Origin of the sequence: Pseudomonas sp. PLMAX, from assembly GCF_046042685.1 — a bacterium.
Classification (GTDB): domain Bacteria; phylum Pseudomonadota; class Gammaproteobacteria; order Pseudomonadales; family Pseudomonadaceae; genus Aquipseudomonas; species Aquipseudomonas putida_AE.
The window spans coordinates 2,939,268-2,958,430 of the sequence record NZ_CP064949.1 but is presented as its reverse complement, the minus strand read 5'-3'; the positions used below and the strand labels follow the sequence as shown (position 1 = coordinate 2,958,430).

The 19,163-nt window shown below is 60.7% G+C and carries 19 protein-coding genes; 5 read left to right on the top strand and 14 right to left on the bottom strand.

Annotated elements, in window-relative coordinates; translation table 11 throughout:
- Nucleotides 1-51: 51 nt before the first annotated feature.
- The 5 genes from DKB71_RS13730 to DKB71_RS13710 all read right to left on the bottom strand — a co-directional run bounded on the left by DKB71_RS13730 (nt 52) and on the right by DKB71_RS13710 (nt 4,627).
- Complete coding sequence (locus tag DKB71_RS13730; RefSeq protein ID WP_408600731.1) at nt 52-1,638, bottom strand: MFS transporter; 1,587 nt, start codon at nt 1,636-1,638, stop codon at nt 52-54.
- A gap of 39 nt (nt 1,639-1,677) precedes the next feature.
- Entirely contained in the window at nt 1,678-2,562 is an 885-nt protein-coding gene (locus tag DKB71_RS13725) for a fumarylacetoacetate hydrolase family protein (RefSeq protein WP_406590960.1), read from the bottom strand.
- 1 nt (nt 2,563) lies between these two features.
- The gene (locus tag DKB71_RS13720) at nt 2,564-3,514 is read right to left on the bottom strand and encodes a VOC family protein (protein WP_408600730.1); all 951 of its coding nucleotides are present in this window, start codon (nt 3,512-3,514) and stop codon (nt 2,564-2,566) included.
- Nucleotides 3,515-3,580: 66 nt separating this feature from the next.
- On the bottom strand, nt 3,581-4,339 hold the full coding sequence (locus DKB71_RS13715; RefSeq protein WP_406590958.1) for an SDR family NAD(P)-dependent oxidoreductase: 759 nt from the start codon (nt 4,337-4,339) through the stop codon (nt 3,581-3,583).
- A gap of 51 nt (nt 4,340-4,390) precedes the next feature.
- Nucleotides 4,391-4,627 (bottom strand): ferredoxin, encoded by a 237-nt coding sequence (locus DKB71_RS13710; protein ID WP_057715100.1) that lies wholly within the window; start codon nt 4,625-4,627, stop codon nt 4,391-4,393.
- A gap of 362 nt (nt 4,628-4,989) precedes the next feature.
- Between DKB71_RS13710 and DKB71_RS13705 the strand changes: the two genes are divergently transcribed.
- The 4 genes from DKB71_RS13705 (at nt 4,990) to DKB71_RS13690 (ending at nt 8,774) form a co-directional block, all read left to right on the top strand.
- Nucleotides 4,990-6,252, top strand: coding sequence for an MFS transporter (locus DKB71_RS13705; protein WP_406590957.1), 1,263 nt, complete (start codon nt 4,990-4,992; stop codon nt 6,250-6,252).
- Between the two features lie 28 nt (nt 6,253-6,280).
- Nucleotides 6,281-6,601, top strand: a complete 321-nt coding sequence (locus tag DKB71_RS13700; RefSeq protein ID WP_406590956.1) for a 2Fe-2S iron-sulfur cluster-binding protein — start codon at nt 6,281-6,283, stop codon at nt 6,599-6,601.
- Between the two features lie 20 nt (nt 6,602-6,621).
- On the top strand, nt 6,622-7,857 hold the full coding sequence (locus DKB71_RS13695; protein ID WP_408600729.1) for an NAD(P)/FAD-dependent oxidoreductase: 1,236 nt from the start codon (nt 6,622-6,624) through the stop codon (nt 7,855-7,857).
- An 83-nt stretch (nt 7,858-7,940) separates the two neighbouring features.
- Complete coding sequence (locus DKB71_RS13690; protein ID WP_408600728.1) at nt 7,941-8,774, top strand: oxidoreductase; 834 nt, start codon at nt 7,941-7,943, stop codon at nt 8,772-8,774.
- A gap of 45 nt (nt 8,775-8,819) precedes the next feature.
- Here the strand turns inward: DKB71_RS13690 and DKB71_RS13685 are convergent, their stop codons facing one another.
- The 5 genes from DKB71_RS13685 to DKB71_RS13665 form a co-directional block, all read right to left on the bottom strand.
- Nucleotides 8,820-9,170 (bottom strand): nuclear transport factor 2 family protein, encoded by a 351-nt coding sequence (locus DKB71_RS13685; protein WP_406590953.1) that lies wholly within the window; start codon nt 9,168-9,170, stop codon nt 8,820-8,822.
- A gap of 24 nt (nt 9,171-9,194) precedes the next feature.
- Nucleotides 9,195-10,490 carry an MFS transporter gene (locus DKB71_RS13680; RefSeq protein WP_408600726.1) on the bottom strand — a complete coding sequence of 432 codons (1,296 nt, stop codon included), beginning with the start codon at nt 10,488-10,490 and terminating at the stop codon, nt 9,195-9,197.
- 45 nt (nt 10,491-10,535) lie between these two features.
- Complete coding sequence (locus DKB71_RS13675) at nt 10,536-11,324, bottom strand: SDR family NAD(P)-dependent oxidoreductase (protein WP_406590951.1); 789 nt, start codon at nt 11,322-11,324, stop codon at nt 10,536-10,538.
- Between the two features lie 135 nt (nt 11,325-11,459).
- On the bottom strand, nt 11,460-12,491 hold the full coding sequence (locus tag DKB71_RS13670) for a hypothetical protein (protein ID WP_406590950.1): 1,032 nt from the start codon (nt 12,489-12,491) through the stop codon (nt 11,460-11,462).
- 51 nt (nt 12,492-12,542) lie between these two features.
- Nucleotides 12,543-13,820 (bottom strand): cytochrome P450, encoded by a 1,278-nt coding sequence (locus DKB71_RS13665; RefSeq protein WP_408600725.1) that lies wholly within the window; start codon nt 13,818-13,820, stop codon nt 12,543-12,545.
- Between the two features lie 173 nt (nt 13,821-13,993).
- On the opposite strand from DKB71_RS13665, the gene DKB71_RS13660 reads away from it, so the two are divergent.
- A complete protein-coding gene (locus DKB71_RS13660) occupies nt 13,994-14,659 on the top strand; it encodes a TetR/AcrR family transcriptional regulator (protein WP_408600724.1) in 666 nt (221 codons plus the stop codon).
- 140 nt (nt 14,660-14,799) lie between these two features.
- Here the strand turns inward: DKB71_RS13660 and DKB71_RS13655 are convergent, their stop codons facing one another.
- The 4 genes from DKB71_RS13655 to DKB71_RS13640 form a co-directional block, all read right to left on the bottom strand.
- Nucleotides 14,800-16,404: a phytoene desaturase family protein gene (locus DKB71_RS13655; protein ID WP_406590947.1), complete on the bottom strand. Its 1,605-nt coding sequence runs from the start codon at nt 16,402-16,404 to the stop codon at nt 14,800-14,802.
- Nucleotides 16,405-16,501: 97 nt separating this feature from the next.
- On the bottom strand, nt 16,502-17,323 hold the full coding sequence (locus tag DKB71_RS13650) for an SDR family NAD(P)-dependent oxidoreductase (RefSeq protein WP_406590946.1): 822 nt from the start codon (nt 17,321-17,323) through the stop codon (nt 16,502-16,504).
- Nucleotides 17,324-17,355: 32 nt separating this feature from the next.
- Nucleotides 17,356-18,174, bottom strand: coding sequence for an enoyl-CoA hydratase/isomerase family protein (locus tag DKB71_RS13645; RefSeq protein WP_408600723.1), 819 nt, complete (start codon nt 18,172-18,174; stop codon nt 17,356-17,358).
- Nucleotides 18,171-19,142: a lactoylglutathione lyase gene (locus DKB71_RS13640; protein WP_408600722.1), complete on the bottom strand. Its 972-nt coding sequence runs from the start codon at nt 19,140-19,142 to the stop codon at nt 18,171-18,173. Before DKB71_RS13640 ends, DKB71_RS13645 begins: the two co-directional genes overlap by 4 nt.
- Between the last annotated feature and the right edge of the window lie 21 nt (nt 19,143-19,163).

The window sequence follows — 19,163 nt, the reverse complement described above, 5'->3', positions numbered from 1 at the left end:
CCTGAGAATGAATGGCGCCGTAAAGTTTTGTCTGGGAATAATTCGGACACTTCAGTCGAGTTGTCTGACCAGGGGTTGATGGATCAGCCGACGGGTTTGCAGGTCCTCGCGACGAAAACGCTCGATGACCCGTTCCTGGGTATGGTCTGCCTGGGTTACCCGTGTCTGCTGGCGCAAATATTCCAGCCAGGACTCGACAATGAATCGCTCGCTGTAGAGCTCCGGGTTGGCCATGTCGCGGTACAGGCGCCAGTTCTGCGCGCCGTTGCGCCGTCGCGCCTTGCCTACAGCGTACACCGCAGCCAGGAAGTCATCGCAGTCCGGCACCGTCACCTGGTACACGATCTCGACCGATACCGGTCCATCGGCATGGGACACCGGGCTGGCCAGCTGGAGTTTGTCGGTCAACTGTACCTCGGCAAAATCTGCCTCCTGCCCCAGTTCCACGCGACCGTTACGCGTCAGCGCAATGCCGACCAGCAACAACAGCGTCGAGAGCAGCAAGCTCTGGCTCAGTCCCAGATACTCGGCCAGCGCACCCCAGATCGCGCCGCCGGCGGCCATCGAGCCCATCAGGATCAACACATAGACCGATGCAACCCGTGCCCGCACCCAGTTGGCGGCATATGTCTGCACAACCGTTGAAATGGTCGCATTGACCGCCATCCAGCCAAACCCGGCGAGCAGCATCATTGCGCAGACGCCATAGCGGTTGTGGGATAGCGCGGCGGTCAAGGTCGCGAGGGCAAAGGCAATGACGCCGCAAACCAGCAGATGACGCATGCTCAAGACGCGATACAGACGTGGCAAGTTGAGCGCCGCCAGCACGGCTCCCGCGCCAAGAAACGCCATGAGCAAACCATAACCGCCAGCGTCCATGCCCAATTCCTGTTTGGCCACCAAGGGCATCAATGCCCACAAGGCGCTGGCGCAACTGGTGAATACCAACACCTGCTTCATGGCACTGAACAAGACCGCCGAATGGCGGATATAGCGCAGGCCACTGCGCATGCCTCCCGTCAGGGTTTCCGGTGGCAAGCCCACGGCGGGCGGGTTTGGCACCAGGCGAGAGAGAAAGAGCAGCACCGCGAACATGCACAGCGCGATCACCAGAAATACCGAGGTCGTGTTCCAGTAGGCAATCAAGGCACCCGCCAGCGCCGGCCCCAGGGCGCGGGTGGCGTTGATGGCAATGCCGTTCAACGACACGGCCGCCGGCACCTGGTCGCGGGAAAGTACACCGACCATGGTGACCATCCATGCCGACATGCCCAAGGCACTGCCGGTACCCAGGACAAAGGTGAACGCCAGCAATCCCCAGGTTTCCAGATGTGCGCTGTACGCCAGCCCGCACAGCACCAGCGCGGCGAACAGCATCATGCACTGGGTAATGATCAGCCAGTTGCGGCGATCCACCCGATCGGCAATCACGCCACCGGGGAAGGCAAACAGGAACACCGGCAGGGTCACGGCGGTTTGCACCAGGGAGACCATCGCTGCAGACGTGGTCAAGGTGGTCATGATCCACGCCGCAGCCACCGTCTGCATCCAGATCGCCATATTGACCACAGCGCCCGCCAGCCATAGGCCGCGGAACGCTCTATTGCGAAACGGCGCCCACGCCGAACCCTCGCTCATCATCACTCCTCAGCGTCTATACCGATCAGAATCAGGGATTTACTTATCCAGCGGCTGGCCCAGTCGCCCAACCGCGCGCGCAGGGCTGAGCTGGCGTGGTGCAGCAATGGTATTGCGCAGTTGGCCGATGCCTTCGATTTGCGCCTCGACCCGGTCACCCGGCTGCAAAAAGCGCCCGCTTTCCAGGCCCACGCCGTGGCTGGAACCGGTAAACACCAGGTCACCCGGCCGCAGGTTGATGCGTGCATCCAGATAATTGAGCAACTCATCCAGGCTGAAAATCATCTGCCGGGTATTGTCCTGCTGGCGCAATTCATCGTTGACGCAAAGGCGCATCTCCAATGCCGGTTGCCCCGCTACACCCAGTTCATCCGCCGTGACAATCCAGGGCCCCACCGGGGTTGCGCGGTCCATGGCTTTCTGGGTCAACAGGTCCAGGCGACCAATCTGCTTGCCGGCATCGCGCGCACTGATGTCATTGCCCACCGTGTATCCCAGCAGGCAGTCGCTGGCATGGGGTTCATCGAGCAACGGCCGGCCCACGACGGCCACCAGTTCCACCTCGTAATCGAGCTGGGTGGTCAACGGCGAATAATCGATCTCGTCATAGGCGCCGATCAACGCGGACTCAGGCTTCATGTACGCCAGCGGGTGCGCCGGCGCATCACTGCCCAGGCGCTTGAGGTGGCTCAGGTAATTGAGGCCCACACCGAAAACCCGACTGCCAGGCTCCAGCGGCGCCAGCAGGCGCGCCGCCGACAACGGTAACCATTCGCCAGAAAGGTCAAGGGCTTGCGGCGCGAGTTGCGCCCCCAGCCCGGCCCACTGGGCGAACGGCGCGTTAATCCGCTGCAGGCGCTCCGTTTGCGCATCCAGCAACGCCCAGAACGCCTGCCCGGCTACCTCGACTCGCGCCAGACGCATCTCAGTGTTTGGCCAGGTAGATGGGCAGATACTCGGCGTCGAGCACTTCTTCCGGTGTCTTGACGCTGGCCCCGAGAATCGGACCGACCATTTCGTGGCCCCACAGGCTGAGTTTTTCCGGGTTCAACTCATACGGATCGCCTTGCCATGGCTCGATCTCCGCAATGGTCTCGAAGGCGAATCCAGACGGGTTGAAGTGGTAGAACGACAGGTGCGGGTCCTGGGCATGCTGGCCGAGGGTCATCATCATCGGCAGTTCGCGCTGGCGCACGATGTCGTAGGTTTCACCCACATCGCGCACGTTGCGCACAAACAGCCCGACATGCTGCACGCCCATGCGTCCCGGGCCGTGGCCGTAGGCAATGTCATGACTGGTGTGATGATTGAGTTTGGAGCGGAAGAAGCCGGTGCGCCCTTTGCCCGCGCCGGCGCCATACCAGCTGAAGCCCATGACGTTGAGCAGGAAGTCTTCCAGTTCCGAGGTGTAGTCCGGGGTGATCAGCACCACATGGCCTGCCCCACGTTCGTCGGCCAGGAAGCCACTGTGCGGACGCCCAGGCTGGAACGAGCGCGGCAGCCATTTTTGCCCGTAAAAAAGTTCGTGCTGATAACCCACGGGATCGCGGAAGCGCACCAGCTCGCGCACCCCCCGCTTTTCGCACAATTGAGCATCGCCACGGGTGTATTCGACATTGGCCGCCGCCAGCTTCCTGATGCCGTCCTCGAACGCCATGCGCCCCACCGCTTCCCAGCCGATATAGGCAATTCGGTCAACCTTGCCTGGATGAAACGCGAAGCGATGTCGGCGATCGTCGATTCTGAAGTACAGCGACTCAGGGTCACTCTCGGGGTTCTTGCCGATACCGAAGCCCATCACCTGCGGGCCGTACTCACGCCACGCCTCGAGATTGGGGGTTTCGAAGCCCATGTAACCGATACCGATGATGTCCACGTTATTCACCTTGTTATTGTTCGAGATGAAAGGGTGCCAATGGCCCCTGCACTGACGCCGCGTGTGTCAAACCGCGAGTAACCCGCCATCGATGACGAAGTCGGAACCTGTAATGAACGACGCTTCATCCGAGGCGACGAATACCGCCATCGCCACCACTTCTTCCGGCTCGCCCGGACGGTCCATTAATACACCGTCCAGCAGCATCGCGCGCATTTTCGGGTCTTCCAGGAACGGCCGGGTACCCGGCGTGGCGACAAACCCCGGGCTCAGGCTGACCGCACGGATACCGAACGGCGCGCCTTCCACGGCCAACTGGCGAGTGAAGGAGACCACGGCACCCTTGGCGGCCGAATGCGCGGCGATACCGGCGACTTTCGAGCCGCCCCATGCCGCGGTGGACGACACGTTGATGATCACTCCACGCTGCTCGGCCAAGTGCTGCCAGGCGTACTTGGTGGTGTAGAACAGCAGGTCGATTTCGTTGCGCATGGTGAACTGCCAATCTTCGATCGACATCTCGCTGACCAGCCCGAAACGTGCGGCGGAAGCGTTGTTGTAGAGGACGTCGATGCGTCCGTGCTCAGCCACGGCGGCATCGATCCAGGCCCTGGCCTGCTCGTGATCGCCCAGGTCCACGGGCGCCGAGCCATACAGGGTGAACCCCTCGGCTTGCATCAAGGCTGCCGTCTCTTCGTGGCCTTCGGCGTTGAAGTCGCAGCCGACCACGATCGCCCCTTCGCGGGCAAAACGCAGTGCCGCAGCGCGGCCCTGGCCACCGCCGGTTCCGGTAATCAACGCAACTTTGTTGTGTAACCGTCCCATCCGCACATCCTCAACTCAATGGTTATCACGTGACGACTGACGCGCACGCCATTAAACGGCTTCGTCTTCCTGGGTGATGGGCTCAAGCCAGATGGCCTCCGCAGGGCAGGCGGCAGCCCCTTCACGGGCTTCCTCCTCCAGTTCCGGCGGTACACGGGCATCGTCCATGTACACCAGGCCATCGGCATCAAGTTTGTACAGGCTTGGGCAGATCGCGGCACACAGACCATAACCGCAGCAGCGGCTACGGTCTGCCACGGCTTTGAATTGCGCTTTTTCTGAACTCATTTTTGTCTCCTTTATCAGGTCCAGTCTCGGCAAATTATGAACACTATTTTATTTTATGTGCAATTAGTTTTTAACGCGGATATGCTGGCACCCATCCGCTGTCGCAAAACACTGGCCTGGCATCCAAATGGATAAAAAACAGCAAGATGTTGAACACGACCGGTTCCAGATTGATTGAAAGGTGGATTCAACGCAGGAAATTCGTTTGTCCATGAGTCAGATAGCAGTGCTGGACAAAGCGGATTTTCTGATTTTATTCTGAATAAAAAACCAGATTCTGTTCAAAGAATCTGCTGGCGGTGGTCCACATCACCATCCAAAGCAGTGCTTGGCTCAACAAAACCAATAAGGAAGCCAACCCCATGCACCCGTCAAAAAACGAAGCGGCAATTGATCTTCACGAATTCCGCCAGAGCTGGAAAATCCTGATTTTGGCCGTCGCCGGTGTCGCCATCAGCATCAACGCCGCCCTGCTCTACGGCTTTGGCACCCTGGTCGTACCGCTGGGCGATGCCTTTGGCTGGAGTAAAAGCGAACTGCAGGCCTGCATCACCTTCCTGTTTGGTGGCGCCGTGGTGTCCTTGCAGCTGGTGGGCTGGTTCAACCTGCGCTACGGGATGAAGCGCGTCACGGTTGTTTCCCTGCTGTTGTTGTCGCTCGGCTACCTGGCGACCACCCAACTGACCCAATCGATCTGGTCGATGTACATCGCCTTCGCGCTGCTGCCCATCGTCGGCATGGGCGCGCTGGCAGTCACCTGGACGCAATTGATCAGCCTGTGGTTCGACAGGAATCGTGGCCTGGCGCTGGCCATCGGGCTGTCCGGTACTGGCGTCACCGCCGCGACCATTCCCCGCCTGATGGCCTGGGGCATCGAGCAATGGGACTGGCGCGCGGCCTTCGTTATTCTCGCGCTGCTCAACCTGTTGGTGCTGCTGCCGTTGATTCTGCTGTGGTTCAAGCTCCCCGTTGCCCAGGGCAACCGTGATGGCGCCGGTGCGCTGGAGCAATTGCCCGGCATGGGTTTTCGTGAAGGCATGGGCTCGCTTAAATTCTGGACCTGCAACCTGGCACTCGGCCTGGTGATTTCTTCGATTGTCGGCATGGTCACCAGCACCGTGCCCATGCTGCAAGCCAGGGGTTTGTCCGCTGCGCAAGCCGCCACCATCTTCAGTGGTTTTGGTATCTCGCTGATCTTCGGCCGCATGTTGATCGGCTATCTGCTCGATCGGCTTTGGCCGCCAGCGGTGTCCGCGCTCAGCCTGGTGCTGCCCGCCGTCGGGTGTTTCATCTACCTGAGCCCCACCAACGAATTTGCCCCCCTGCTGCTGGCGGCCGTACTGGTCGGTTTCGGCGCCGGGGCGGAGTTCGACATTGCCGCCTTCCTGATCGCCCGCTACTTCGGTTTGCGCGAGTACGGCCGTCTGTTTGGCGTCCATCAGGGCTTGAATACCGTAGCCTCGGCGCTGGCGCCGCTGCTCTTCGCCTACCTGCTGGCACGCACCGGTTCCTATACCGCGATGCTGGTCTACAGCGCTGCCTGCTGCCTGATCGGCCCCTTGTTGTTACTGACCCTGGGGCGAGTGCCGCGCTTCAACGCACAAACCCTTTCCAGTCAATCCTGAGTTCCCCCAACAAGAATCGGAGCAGAACATGCCCACATTGACGTTTATCGAACACAACGGCACCGCCCATCAGGTCAAAGGCGACATCGGGCAATCGGTGATGCAAGCCGCTACTTTCGCCTCGGTGCCGGGCATTCCTGCCGATTGCGGGGGTGCCTGCAGCTGCGCCACCTGCCATGCCTATGTCGACGAGGCCTGGCTGGGCAAAGTGCAAGCGCCCGAAGGCATGGAGAACGACATGCTCGAGTACGCCTTCGAACGTCGTGACAACAGCCGCTTGAGCTGTCAGTTGATCATCAGCCAAGAGATGGACGGCATGGTTCTGCACCTGCCGTCGTCGCAATTCTGAATGCGCTTGAAGGAGTTCCCATGACCCTCGCCTCAGTCGTTATCGTCGGTGCTGGCCAGGCCGGTTTTCAGGTCGCTGCCTCCTTGCGTCAGGAAGGCTATGACGGGCGCATTACCCTGATTGGCGATGAGCCAGGCCTGCCGTACCAGCGCCCGCCCTTGTCCAAGGCCTACCTCCTGGGCAAGATCCAGGAGACCAATCTGCTGTTCCGGCCAGCCGAGTTTTATGCGACCCAACGCATCGAGCTGTTGCATGACCAGGCGACAGCCATTGACCGTGTGAACCGTCGCGTCGTGCTCGCCAGCGGTGATGCGATCAGTTATGACCATCTGGTTCTGGCCACCGGAGCGCACAACCGCCCGCTGCCGGTGCCAGGCGCTGACCTGCCGCAGGTATTCGGCATCAAGACCAAAGCCGATGCCGATGCCTTGGCACCGCTGGCGAAAGCCGCGCGCAACGTGGTGGTAATTGGCGCGGGTTTCATTGGCCTGGAGTTCGCCGCCGTGGCAGCCGCGCTGGGCGCCAACGTACATGTGCTGGAGCTGGCTGAGCGACCGATGGCGCGTGCGGTGTCGAGGGAGATGTCCGATTTGTTCCGCCAGGCCCATGAACAATGGGGTGTGCATTTTGACTTCCGCCAGGGGTTGAGCCGCATCGATGGCGACAACGGCAAGGTCTGCGCCGTGCAAACCGCTGACGGACGCGTCTTGCCCGCCGACCTGGTGGTTTTTGGTATCGGTGTAATCCCCAATGCTCAACTGGCGACCGAAGCGGACCTGGCCATCGAGAACGGCATCAAGGTCGACGCCAACCTGCTCACCTCCGACCCGCGTATTTCCGCCCTGGGTGATGTCGCCAGTTTCCCTTGCCTGCAAAACGATGAACAGCATACCCGCCTCGAGTCGGTACAGAACGCCATCGACCAGGCCCGCGCCGTCGCCGCAAGGTTGATGGGCAAGCCTGCACCCTACAGCGCCCTGCCCTGGTTCTGGACCGATCAGGGCGACCTGAAGCTGCAGATTGCCGGACTCTCCCACGGCTACGACAGTACGGTGGTGCTGGGTTGTGCCGAGGACAAGCAGCTTTCCGTGCTGTGCTTCCGCAATGATCGACTGGTGGCCGTGGAGTCCTGCAATCGCATGGGCGATCACATGGCTGCGCGCAAGATTCTGGCCCGGGCGCCCAGACTCACGGCAGCCGAAGCCGCCGCCGATGGTTTCGACCTCAAAGCCTGGGAAGCGGCCAACCGCGACTGAGCGCGCACGGCCCCGTAAACCCGATGCCGCGCCCGCCTGCAAGCTGACGCGGCATTTTTTTGCACAACGACTGGAGCGATGCAATGAACAAAGTCTGGTTTGTTACCGGTGCGGCCCGAGGCCTGGGTGCCGCCATTGCCAAAGCCGCATTGGCCGACGGCGACCGCGTGGTGGTCACTGGCCGGCGTGTCGAACCGCTGGAAAAGGCCTTTGCCGAGTACGCCGAGCGCGTACTGCTAGTGGCCCTGGATGTGACCGACGAAGCCCAGGCGCTGGCTGCCACAGAGGCTGCTGTCGCGCGTTTTGGCCAAATCGATGTGCTGGTCAACAATGCCGGCTATGGCCAACTGGCGCCCTTTGAAGACAACTTCGCCAGCGAAGCCGACAAGCAGTTCGCAACCAACGTGTTTGGCGTATTCAACGTCTGCCGCGCCGTGCTGCCGGTCATGCGCCGGCAACGCAGCGGTCACGTCTTCAACGTGTCATCGATGGGCGGTGTGGTCGGGATGGGCGGCGCGGCGTTGTACTGCTCTTCGAAATTTGCCGTGGAAGGTTTTTCCGAATCCCTGGCCCTGGAAGTGGCTCAGTTCGGTATCAAGGTCACGCTGGTAGAACCGGGTGTTTTCCGAACCGACTTTCTCGACCCCAGTTCCGCGGTCTTCGGTACACGCGCGCTGGAGGACTACGCCGCATTCACCGCCAAGGTCAAAGGTGCCTCGGCCGCCTACAACCACCAGCAAACCGGCAACCCGGCAAAACTGGGCGACGCCCTGGTGCACCTGGCCAACAGTGAGCATCCGCCGCTGCGTTACCTGGCTGGCTCCGACGCCTATCAGCAAGTCAGCAACAAGCTCAACACCATGCTCGCGAAATTCGAACTGTGGCGACAGCTGTCCTGTTCCACCGACGGCCTGTAGGCCGCCAGTGCGCACAGCCTTTTGACAAGGCTGTGCGTCCCCCCATTACTGATTGATGAAGTAACGCACAGATAACTTCCCTCCTTCGAACCGGTACAACTCGATCGTCTCGATGCCGCCTTCCTGCTCGCGAAAGGCATTGAGGTGATGACACGCGGCTTCAGCGCCATTGACGATGCACTGGCGCACCTCGACGCGAATCTTTGGTTGCTGTTGCGCCCACATGCCTTCCAGAACCTGCCAGGCATCGTGCTGTGGTTTGCCAACGTATTCGATACTCAAGCCATTGGCCGAGACGCTACGGTAATGAGCGAAAAATCCCTCTTTGTCGCCTCTGTTCCAGCAGTCGACCTGACCGTGCAGGAAGTGCTCGATTGCGTGTTTGTCCATGCTCATCTCTTGTTCATCCTCAGGAAGGGGTCAGGCGTGCTGCCGTTGCTGCAGGTGTTGCTGACGAGCCAGAAATGCCGGCTCCATCTTCAGCCACAGCAGAATGCCCGGGCCAATGATCGCGCAGCAGAAACAGCACACCAGCACGGCTGAATAGCTGCCGTATACGTCGTAAAGATGACCGAACAGCATGGGCACCAACCCGGAAACGATGGTGATCAGACACAGGTGCAGGCCAAATATCCGCGCGTAGTCCTTCAGGCCGAAATAGCGTGCCATCAGGAAGGCTGCCAAATCGAATTCAGCACCGGCACTGGCGCCGATGCACAGGGTGGCAAGCACCAGCAGCGGTGTGCTCTGCGCGCCGCCAAAGAGAAAGATCGCACAGCCCACTGCAGGCAGCGCCAGACTCACCGCGGCCACCAGAGAAGGTGAAAAGCGGTCCAGCAGGTACCCCACCAACAACCGCCCGCCGATGATGGAAATGCCGAACGTACTGAAAATCTGCGCCGCTTGCTGGGCGCTCAAGCCCTTGCTTTGCAGCATCGGTACCATGTTGGTGACCATACCCACGGTCAACGACACCGACAGTATCAAGGCGACGTTGAAACCCCAGTACATCCCTGAACGCAATGCCTGCTTGAAAGACATGCCGCTCAGCTCCGGGAGCTCTTTGCGGGCGGTTGCATCAGTGCCGAGGGGTTGAGCCGGCATGCGCAGCCACATCAATGACAACGGCAGCGTAAAAAGCAAGGGCATCGCCCCCAGGGCAATGAACCCGGCTTGCCAGCCGTAGGCGGCAATCAGCCGCGACAACAGTGGCGGCAGGATCATCGCCATCAACCCCGTACCACAGAGGATCACCGCCAGCGCCAGGCCACGGTTGCGTTCGAACCAGAGGTTGACCAACTGCGTCCAGGTAATCGCAATCGTGCCAGCACAGACGATCGGCATGCTGAAGAACGCCAGGTACAACCAGCCAATGGAACCCTGGATGCGGGTAATGGCGAAGTAACCGACTATCTGCAACACGATCGAAACAATCGCGACCTGGCGCAAGCCATAGCGGCGGTAGAGAGGGCCGACCAACTGCGTGGAGATCGCCACGCCGGCGAACAGGAAGGTGATCGAAGCCTGCAAGTCGCCTCGGCTCCAGCCGAAGGCCTGTTCCAGCGGAATCACCAGGGTGCCGAAGGCATACAGCAGCGCGGCGGTGATGCTGGTGCAAATGCCAAACAGTCCCAGCAGGACCACGCGCCAGCCACGCTTGAACTCGGAAAAATCATTGCCACCGTGGGCTGTATTGTTGCGTGTCTCGGTTGTCATCAACTCACTCCCGGCGCAGGCCGCTATTGCGGGTGCGCGACCTGATTAATGGCCCTTGAGGATTTCTTCGACTTTGGGCAGCGCGATCATGGTGGCGCCGCCGTCCACCAACAGCGACGTGCCGGTGATGTAGGAGGCTTCATTAGAGGTGAGAAACATCACGGCATTGGCGATGTCAGCGGACTCGCCAAGGCGCCCAACCGGGAAATGTGCGGCGAGTTTATGCGGCAGTTCTTTACCCAGGGTTTCCAGCATGTGGTCAGTGCCGATCAGCCCCGGCTCTACAACGTTGACCAGAATATTCATGGCGCCGAACTCCACCGCCAGGCCGCGGGCGAATGAGTTCATGAAAGCTTTGCTGGAGCCATAGGCAATCAGGCGCGGTGTGTACTTTCGGTTGGCTTCGCCGGAGGAGATGAATATCAGCCGGCCTTTGTCGACTGCCTTGGACAGGTAGGGCGCGCTGTCCTTGGCCAACCAGAACAACGACTGGATATTGCTGCGCACGATGTGATCGAAGGTGTCATCGGCCATCTCGGCGATCAACCCGTGACTGGTGTCGGCGGCGCAGTGCACCACGATATCCAGGGCGCCAAAATGTTCTACGCAGCCCTGCACCATCGACTTGATTGCAGCACGGTCGGCAATGTCGCCCCCGACCAGGCAGGCGTCACCGCCCAGTTTCCTGATTTGTTCGATTGTTTCTTCGCCGTATCGAGCGGTGCGTGCCGACACCACCACTTTGGCGCCCTCGCGGGCATAAGCCAGGGCAATGGCGCGGCCCATGCCTCGACCGGCACCGGTGACCAGTACTACTTTGTCACGGAATTTCATCGCGGTTCCTCATTGTTGTTATTTACGCCCCCCTGTAGGAGCTTCCGCAGGCTGCGATCTTTTGACTTTGATTTTTTAGAACAAGATCAAAAGATCGCAGCCTGCGGAAGCTCCTACAGTGGGACGGGTCAGTGTTTAGAGGTCCTTGCCTGGCACGTTACGGGCCGAGCCGTTACGCCGGTCCGACTCGCCCCAGCCCAGCCAGTGCGAAGGCTCGCGGGTGTCGCCAACCCGGCGCCAGCGCCCTTCCTGCTGCGCCGTGACCGGGAAACCGCCAACGAAGTCGATCATTTCGCCCTTCTCGTCCGGCAGGAATTCCCACTCTTCCTTGCCTTCCAGCACGATTTTGGCGGACTTCAAAAAGTAGCTACCGTCCTTGTGCTCAGTCTGTCCTTCGATATCGGTAGTGACCCGCACCTCGCCTTTTTCATTGTTGAAAATGGCGTAGCCCAAATGATCGTGCCCCACCATGAAGGAACCGGTGTCCCAGGTGCCGTCTTTATAAACGGTGACAAAGGACCACCAGATCACATGCTTGTTGTTGTTCACCACCAGGTCTTTCTTGAAGTGGATGGCACCGCCTTCGGCCATGTAGAACTGGTCCAGCGCCATGGCACCTTTTACCGGGCGTCCCTCGCAGACACCCGCGATGTCCCACAGCTGCGATACGTAGAAGGTGCCCCACTCCACGCCGGGCAAGTACCACTGCAGCCCCGGGCCGAGCAGACGGCCTTCGAGGTGAAACAAGCCCTCTTCTTTCCAGGTCAGGCGTTCGCTGCTGGCGGTGATTTCCCACGCATTACCGGCTTCACCCGGTTGGCTGGCCCAGCGTGCGGTATCACCTTCCAGGCTATGCACAGGCAGTGGCGTCAGTGCCTGCCGGGCCATTTTTTCGTGGTCCATGCGCAGGTGGACGTTGTCGACGTGGTTGTTCAGGTAGTAGAACTTGGTCGGGTTCGGCGTGCCATTGGGCGCCATCAGCGAGCGCACGAATGAATAGATGTTGCCCTGTTCATCGCGCACCGAGCCGAACGGCGAGCTCTTGCTCAAATGCAGGCCGAAGAAGCCGCGCTCGGCGGACATCGAAGCGCCGGTGACCTTGTGCGGCCCGACCAGTTGCTGGAAGCCGAAATCACCGCGTTCTGGAATGGTTTTGAACGTTCTCATACTGCCCTCTGTTGTTGTTATAAAGGCCTGGAAACGGATTTGAAGCGTGGCTCAGTCCCAGATCACCGGGAGTGTCGACACGCCGCGCAGCTGCGCACCGCCGATCTGCGGGACGGGCTGGGACGGGTCGAGACGCAAGTTGGGGAACAGATCGAGGATCGCGTTGACCGCGCAGCTGATCTCGACCTTGGCAACGAACTGACCGATGCACATGTGCGGGCCGAAGCCAAAACCAAAGGAGGGTTTTGGCTTGCGGTCGATGTCGAACACATCGGGGTTTTCAAAGGCGTCTTCGTCGCGGTTGGCGGACACCACCATGCACTGGACGAATGAGCCCTTGGGGATCTTCACACCGTGAAATTCCACTTCCCTGGCGGTTTCGCGCACCTTGAAGGTGGCCACCGGTTCAAAGCGGGTGGTTTCGTCCATGAGCTTGCCGATAAGCGAGCGGTCGGCCTTGACGCGTTCGAGCAATCCGGGCGTGGTGAGCAACAAGGTCATCACCGAGCCGAACATGCGCGTGGTGGTTTCCCCGGCCGCCGGCAACAACGAACGCGTGAAGGTGATCACCTCATGGTCGTCCAGCGTGCGCCCTTCGTACTCCGCGCGCAGCAAACGACCGACCACGTCATCGCCCTGGCTGCCCTCGGCGCGCCGTTGCACCACGACCTCGGCCAGTGCGTCATAAAGACCTTTGACCGCGATGCCGGCCTGACGCCGCGCTTCGACCATCTTGCTCGGGTCAATCTGGTTGCCACCGACAATGGCCAAGGCCCAGGCCGCATATTGCTTGTATTTGGACGGTTCATCCGAGGGGAAGCCCATCAAGGCATACATGATGCGAATCGGCAGTTCGAGGCCGAACTTCATCAGGTCGGCATTCTTTGCCGGCAACATGGCCTGGATGTACTCCTCGCGGATCACCTGGTCGATCTGTGGACGCCACTTGTTCACGGTCTCAGGCATAAAGGCCGGCTGCAGCAAGGCGCGCACCTTGCGGTGTTCGTCACCGTCCATGGCAAGAATGATCAAGCCATCGAAAAACGCGCCCAGGCCTTCGGCAATAAAGCCGCTGGTGTAGGTCGAACCATCGCGCAGAACAGTCATCACGTCCTGATATCTGAACAAGGCGAAGGTCGGGCGAGTGCCCTGCTGGGTGCCAGCATTGGTCGGCACACCGAACTGGGTAATGAAATCACCTTCATAGATGGGCGACTTCAGCCGTTGCTCCCGGCACACCGCATGAATATCCAGGTCAGTGCCGCGATACATTTCCGATACGGCGGAATAGGCAGTGGCCAGGTCCAGTGCTGCGCTTTCGTTGCTCATCAGGATCTCCTGTCTTGTTTTTATTCTGCTTGCACACCAAGATTGCCCGGCTGCCAGTCCATGGTATGCGGTTGTGTCTGCACCGGTCCTGCGCTTCGTTTGACTCAGGGTCAAACGATGGCGAGCGGGTATATGCTTCAAGGTGTGACCCCATTCAGCAGGAGGAGAACGAGGTGGCGGTAAAGGCAGGTGAAGGTGGCGAACAGGGCAAACGCAATACGATGAATCGACTGCTCGCTGCTGCGCGTGTGGAGTTCGCGAAAAAAGGCCTGGCCGGTGCGCGTGTGGAAGAAATTGCCCGGGATGCCGGGGTCACCAAGCAACTGGTCTACCACTACTACAATTCCAAGGAAGGGCTGTTTGTAGCGGTACTGGATGAATCTTCGGACAACATCATGTCCGAGCTGGTCAACCTCAATGTTGAAGAGTTGCCACCGCCCCAGGCGATGCGCACTGTGCTCAATCACTTCTTCGACCAGTACCGGTTTGACCCCTTCCTCGGCAGCCTGGCGCTGGAAGGCATTCGCTACCACGACACCCACGAAACACCGCGTAACCATTTTCTTGAAATGGCACCGAAGCTGATCGCCAAGCTCGACGCGATCCTAGTCCGTGGAGCCGCCAGTGGTGATTTCCGTGCGGACATCAACCCGCGCCTGTTACTGGCCAGCGCATCACTGGTGACCACAGGCTGGTTCACCAACCGCTACTCCATGTCTGCCCTCGCCGGCCTGGATACCGACTCGGCAGAAGGCATGGCCACCTGGCGCCAGTACTCGGCGGACTTTGTCCTGGCGAGTATTTCCCTGGGTGCAGAAAAAAACGCCGACAGCGTTTGACCGCTGGCGCCGCGTTACATAAACACGATCTATTTGTGGGAGCGAGCCTGCTCGCGAAGGGGCAGGCACTTCCAGCATCAGCGCCGACTGTCACTGCGCCTTCGCGAGCAGGCTCGCACACAGGTTTTATCGCCGACTGGTCAGTTGCCTTTTTTACTCAAGTACTTGCTCACCCGCTTGGCCGCCAATCGTCCGGCCATGCCGTTGACGCCACCGCCCGGATGGATGCCGGCGCTACCAAAATACAGACCGGCCACCGGCAAGGTATCGCCTCCCAAACCGTACGCCGGGCGCATGGTGCTCGAACGCATCGAGGTGGTGTCGATATGCACCACGCAACCATTCACCGTGTTCAAGCGCGCGGTAAAGTCCGGGGCGGCCTCGATGTGACGGCCAATCACCTGCCCTTCGATCCCTTCAATGTAGTCATACAGCTGTTCCTGTACCTGGTCGGCTACCCGCTCACGCAATGCGTCCCAACCCTCATTGGGGTTCACCGGCATGACCGGCGGATAGATGTACAGCACATCCTGGCCGGCCGGCGCTTGTGAAGGATCGGCGGCGCTCGGTGCGGCCACGGTGATGTAGGGCAACTTCGGTACCTCGCCTCGGGCACAGGCCGCGAAGTTCTCCAGCACGGCCTCTTCGGTGCCGATCAACATCACCGTTTTACGCAGGTCCACACCGTCGCCGCGAATGGCAGCAAAACGTGGCACGGAAATCTGCCCACGCAAGGCAAGATCCACCTTCAGTGGTCCCGAGCCCTTGCCGTTGGCCGGCGCCATGGCGATGCGGGTGAGCAGGTGTTGGGGGATTTCGCCGCGGGTGACCATATCCAGTGCGGGCTTGGGATGGCAGCCGGCAATCACCGCACGGGCCATGAACTGACGGCCATCCGCCAGTTTCACACCTTTGACCTGGCCATCCTTGGCCACGATTTCACTGACGCTGGCCGACACCAGCACCTGACCGCCCAGCTCCTCCAGACGCGCCTGCATGGCGTTGCTCAACTGCTGCATGCCACCCAGGACCCGACCCACACCAAAACGATGGAGGAAACCGAGCAAGGCGTAATAAATGCCACCGCCATCGGCGCTGATATCGCCCGCCAGACCCGTGAGGGCGCACATCGCCGAAATCGTCACCGGATGCTCGAAGCGCTCACGTGCGGCCTGCAGCGCGGACCCCGTCATCAGTGCCATCAGCTCGGGCTTCAAGGCTTTGTGTTTGATCGCCGTACCGAGCATTTTCAGCTTCACGCCCAGATTCGTTTTCGCCGGGTCGACACGCATCATCGGCAGCGCAATGTCGAGGAACATGTCGATGATCTTCATGAATTCAAGGAACGCCTCGGCGTCCTTGCTGCTGAAGCGGCGAATCTCGGCGGCGGTTTTCTCGCGATCACGCCAGAAAATCAGCGACTGTCCATCCGGGTGCAGATACACATACCCCGGCGCCAGCTCCACCGATTTGAAACCGTGTCGCTCCAGCCCAAGTTCCGCCGGTACGTGGGAATGCACCCGCATCGACATCATGTCCAGGGCACAGGGGTGAACCAGGTGCTGCGGCGCCTCCGGTATCAGGTAGCCCGAGGACGCCATGCCGCCCACCTTGTCCAGCGCTTCGAGCACGAGCACTTTCTTGCCTTCCATGCCCAGGTAACAGCCAGCCGAAAGGCCATTGGTGCCACCGCCGACGACGATCACATCGAAGTCGGTGTTTCCCGCTTTGTGGTTCTGGTTCATCACTTGCTTCCATGACGTCATTCAACCACGGCGGCGCGCGGCGGCTGTGGTGGCGAAGTACAACCCCAGCGCACCGGACGGCGCACCGAGGCAACCGTTACATGCCGGTGCGACCCATCTGCGCGAACAACGCGCGCATCGCTACCAAAGATGGCGTGTGGCTGCTGAAACCACCATCGGCGACCAGGGTGGTGCCGGTGACGAAGGAGGATTCGTCACTGGCCAGGAACGCCACCACATCGGCGATCTGCCGAGGCGTACCCAGCTCGGCGGTGCAGTGGTTGTCGCGCAGAATGTCGAGCAAGGGTTCAGGCATGGCGTGTTCCGAAGGCGCCAGCCCGATCTGCACGGCATTGCCACGAATACCTTGTTTGCCGTACTGGGAGGCCACCATGCGCGGCAGCATCATCAGCCCCGCCTTGGAGGTGGCGTAGCCAGTCAGGGACATATCGCCCTGCATCCCCAGGCCCGAGGTGGCGAAGATGATCGAGCCCTTGCCGTTCTCCAGCATGACCGGAATCACATGCTTGGTGCACAGCACTGCGCCACGCAGGTTGACGGCGATGGCGCGGTCCCAGGCCTGCATGTCGAGGTTGACGAAATCCCGGTCCAGCTGGCGTTGCTCGGCATTCAAGATCGCCGCGTTGTTGTGCAGGATGTCGATACGACCAAAACGCTCTTTCACTTGGGCAACCATTGCCCGCACGTCGTCTTCCGAGGACACATCGGTGGCGATCGCCAAGGCCTGATGGCCCTCGGCGAGCAACGATTGGGCCACAGCCGTGGCGCCCTCGAAATTGATATCGACCACGGCGATGCTCGCGCCATGGGACGCCAATACCCGTGCGCACTCGGCGCCCAGACCGCCACCGGAGCCGGTGATAATGGCCACTCGTCCTGCCAGTTTTCCTGTACTCATGCCCTTATCCTTTTTGTTTTGGGGATGACGCTTTACTCACCGGTAAATCGCGGTTCGCGCCGCTCGCTGAAGGCCAGGGCCGCTTCGCGGGCGTCCTTGGTCGGGGCCAGCAAGGCGAACAGATCAAGCTCCAGGTCCAGGCCACGCTTGAGATCCATTTCCAGCGCCGCCCGCGCGGCCTGTTTGACAAAGGCCGACGCGGTGGGTGGTTTGCTGGCGATGCGCTGGGCAAAAGCCCGCACTTCTTCCACCAGGTTGGCACTGTCGTTGGCCAGTCGACTGACCAGGCCAATGCGCTGCGCTTGCTCGGCGCCCACCCGGTCACCAGTGAGCAACATGTCCAGTGCCTGACCCGGTGCCACCACTCGGGAGAGTCGTTGCGTGCCGCCGCCACCGGGGATCAGCCCAAGCCCGGTTTCCGGCAGGGCGAACACGGCATCGGGGGCGGCGAAACGGATGTCACACGCCAGGACCAACTCCAGCCCGCCACCCATGCAGTAGCCATGAATGGCGGCGATTACCGGTTTGGTGATGCCGTCCAGGGTTTCGATCCAGCGCACGTTTTCCATACGCTGGCGAACCTGCAAGCTGGACTCCGGGCCGCGACGCTCCTTGATATCGGCGCCGGCACAAAAGCCCCGCTCGCCTTCCCCGCGAATCACGATCACGCGAATCCCGGGATCTTTCTGCAGCAGCGCCAGTGCCTGCGGTACGCCCTGGCGAATTTCATCGTTGATGGCGTTGATCTGTCCGGGGCGGGTCAGTACCACCCAGCCCACCATGGCATCGCGCTCCAGGCGCACCGCGTCGTTGATCAGCTCGGGAGGCTGCCGGTTTTGCGCTGTACTCATGCAGGGCACTCCTCGAACTCGAAGACCTGGCCATTGAGTTCCTGTGGATCGATCTTGATCAATGGACGACCGCCAACGGCCTCCGAGGATTCGATCCACTGGAACCGCGTGCCGCGTGCACGCAAATCTTCCGCTTTGGCAGCCAGGTCGTTGACTCCGATACGGATGTAGTACGGGCCCGGGCCCCAGTTGTTGACGTAATGGCCGGCGTCGGTGTTCCAGTAGGTCGCTTCGAGTACATCGAGGGTTGCACTGTTGGACACGGTGAACCCCATGCGCGCACGGCGGTAACCTTCGCTGCGGATGTTCTCCACCGGACCGCTCGGTTCCCAGTCGAGATTGGTTGACACCTTGCGCAGGGTTTCGTCGAGGTCGCGGACCAGGAAGCCACGGGCCGTGACGCGCACCATGTCGCCGGGCTTGAGATCGCGTGGTTGCACCGGTGGCAGCTGGTAGGTTTCCGGCGGCATCTGCAACGGCTCGGTCGGCATGATTTCAATGCACAGGCCGCCATCCACGTCAGGTTGGTAGTACGGCTTCTCCGGGGTCGCGCCCAGCCACAGGCGGTCGAATGGCATTTCCGGGGTGCGCTGTGCCATGCGGAACGGCAAGCGGCGGCGCATCAGTTTGTCCACCAGCGCGTCGAACTTGTCCCCGTGCAGGGCCAGCACGATGGAGTGGGTGATCATCGGCCGATGGTGGCCCTGGAAATCTTTAAGGCTTTCGAGAAAGTCATGGAACAACGGGTCGCCGGGGTTCGGCCGATCCAGGTGCCACTGCGGTTCGATGCGCGTTGGCGACACCGCCAGGGATTTGTGTACCCGCAGGAAGTGCGCGATATACGGGTGATTATCGAACGCTTGGCGCCAGCGCTCGTGCTTGTAGATCCCGAGCTTGTCGACCAGCATTTCCGTCATGCCGTCCGGGTCCGGAACCATCATGTCGGCACTCATCAGTAACTCGAACATACTTCTCTCCTTGCAATTGCC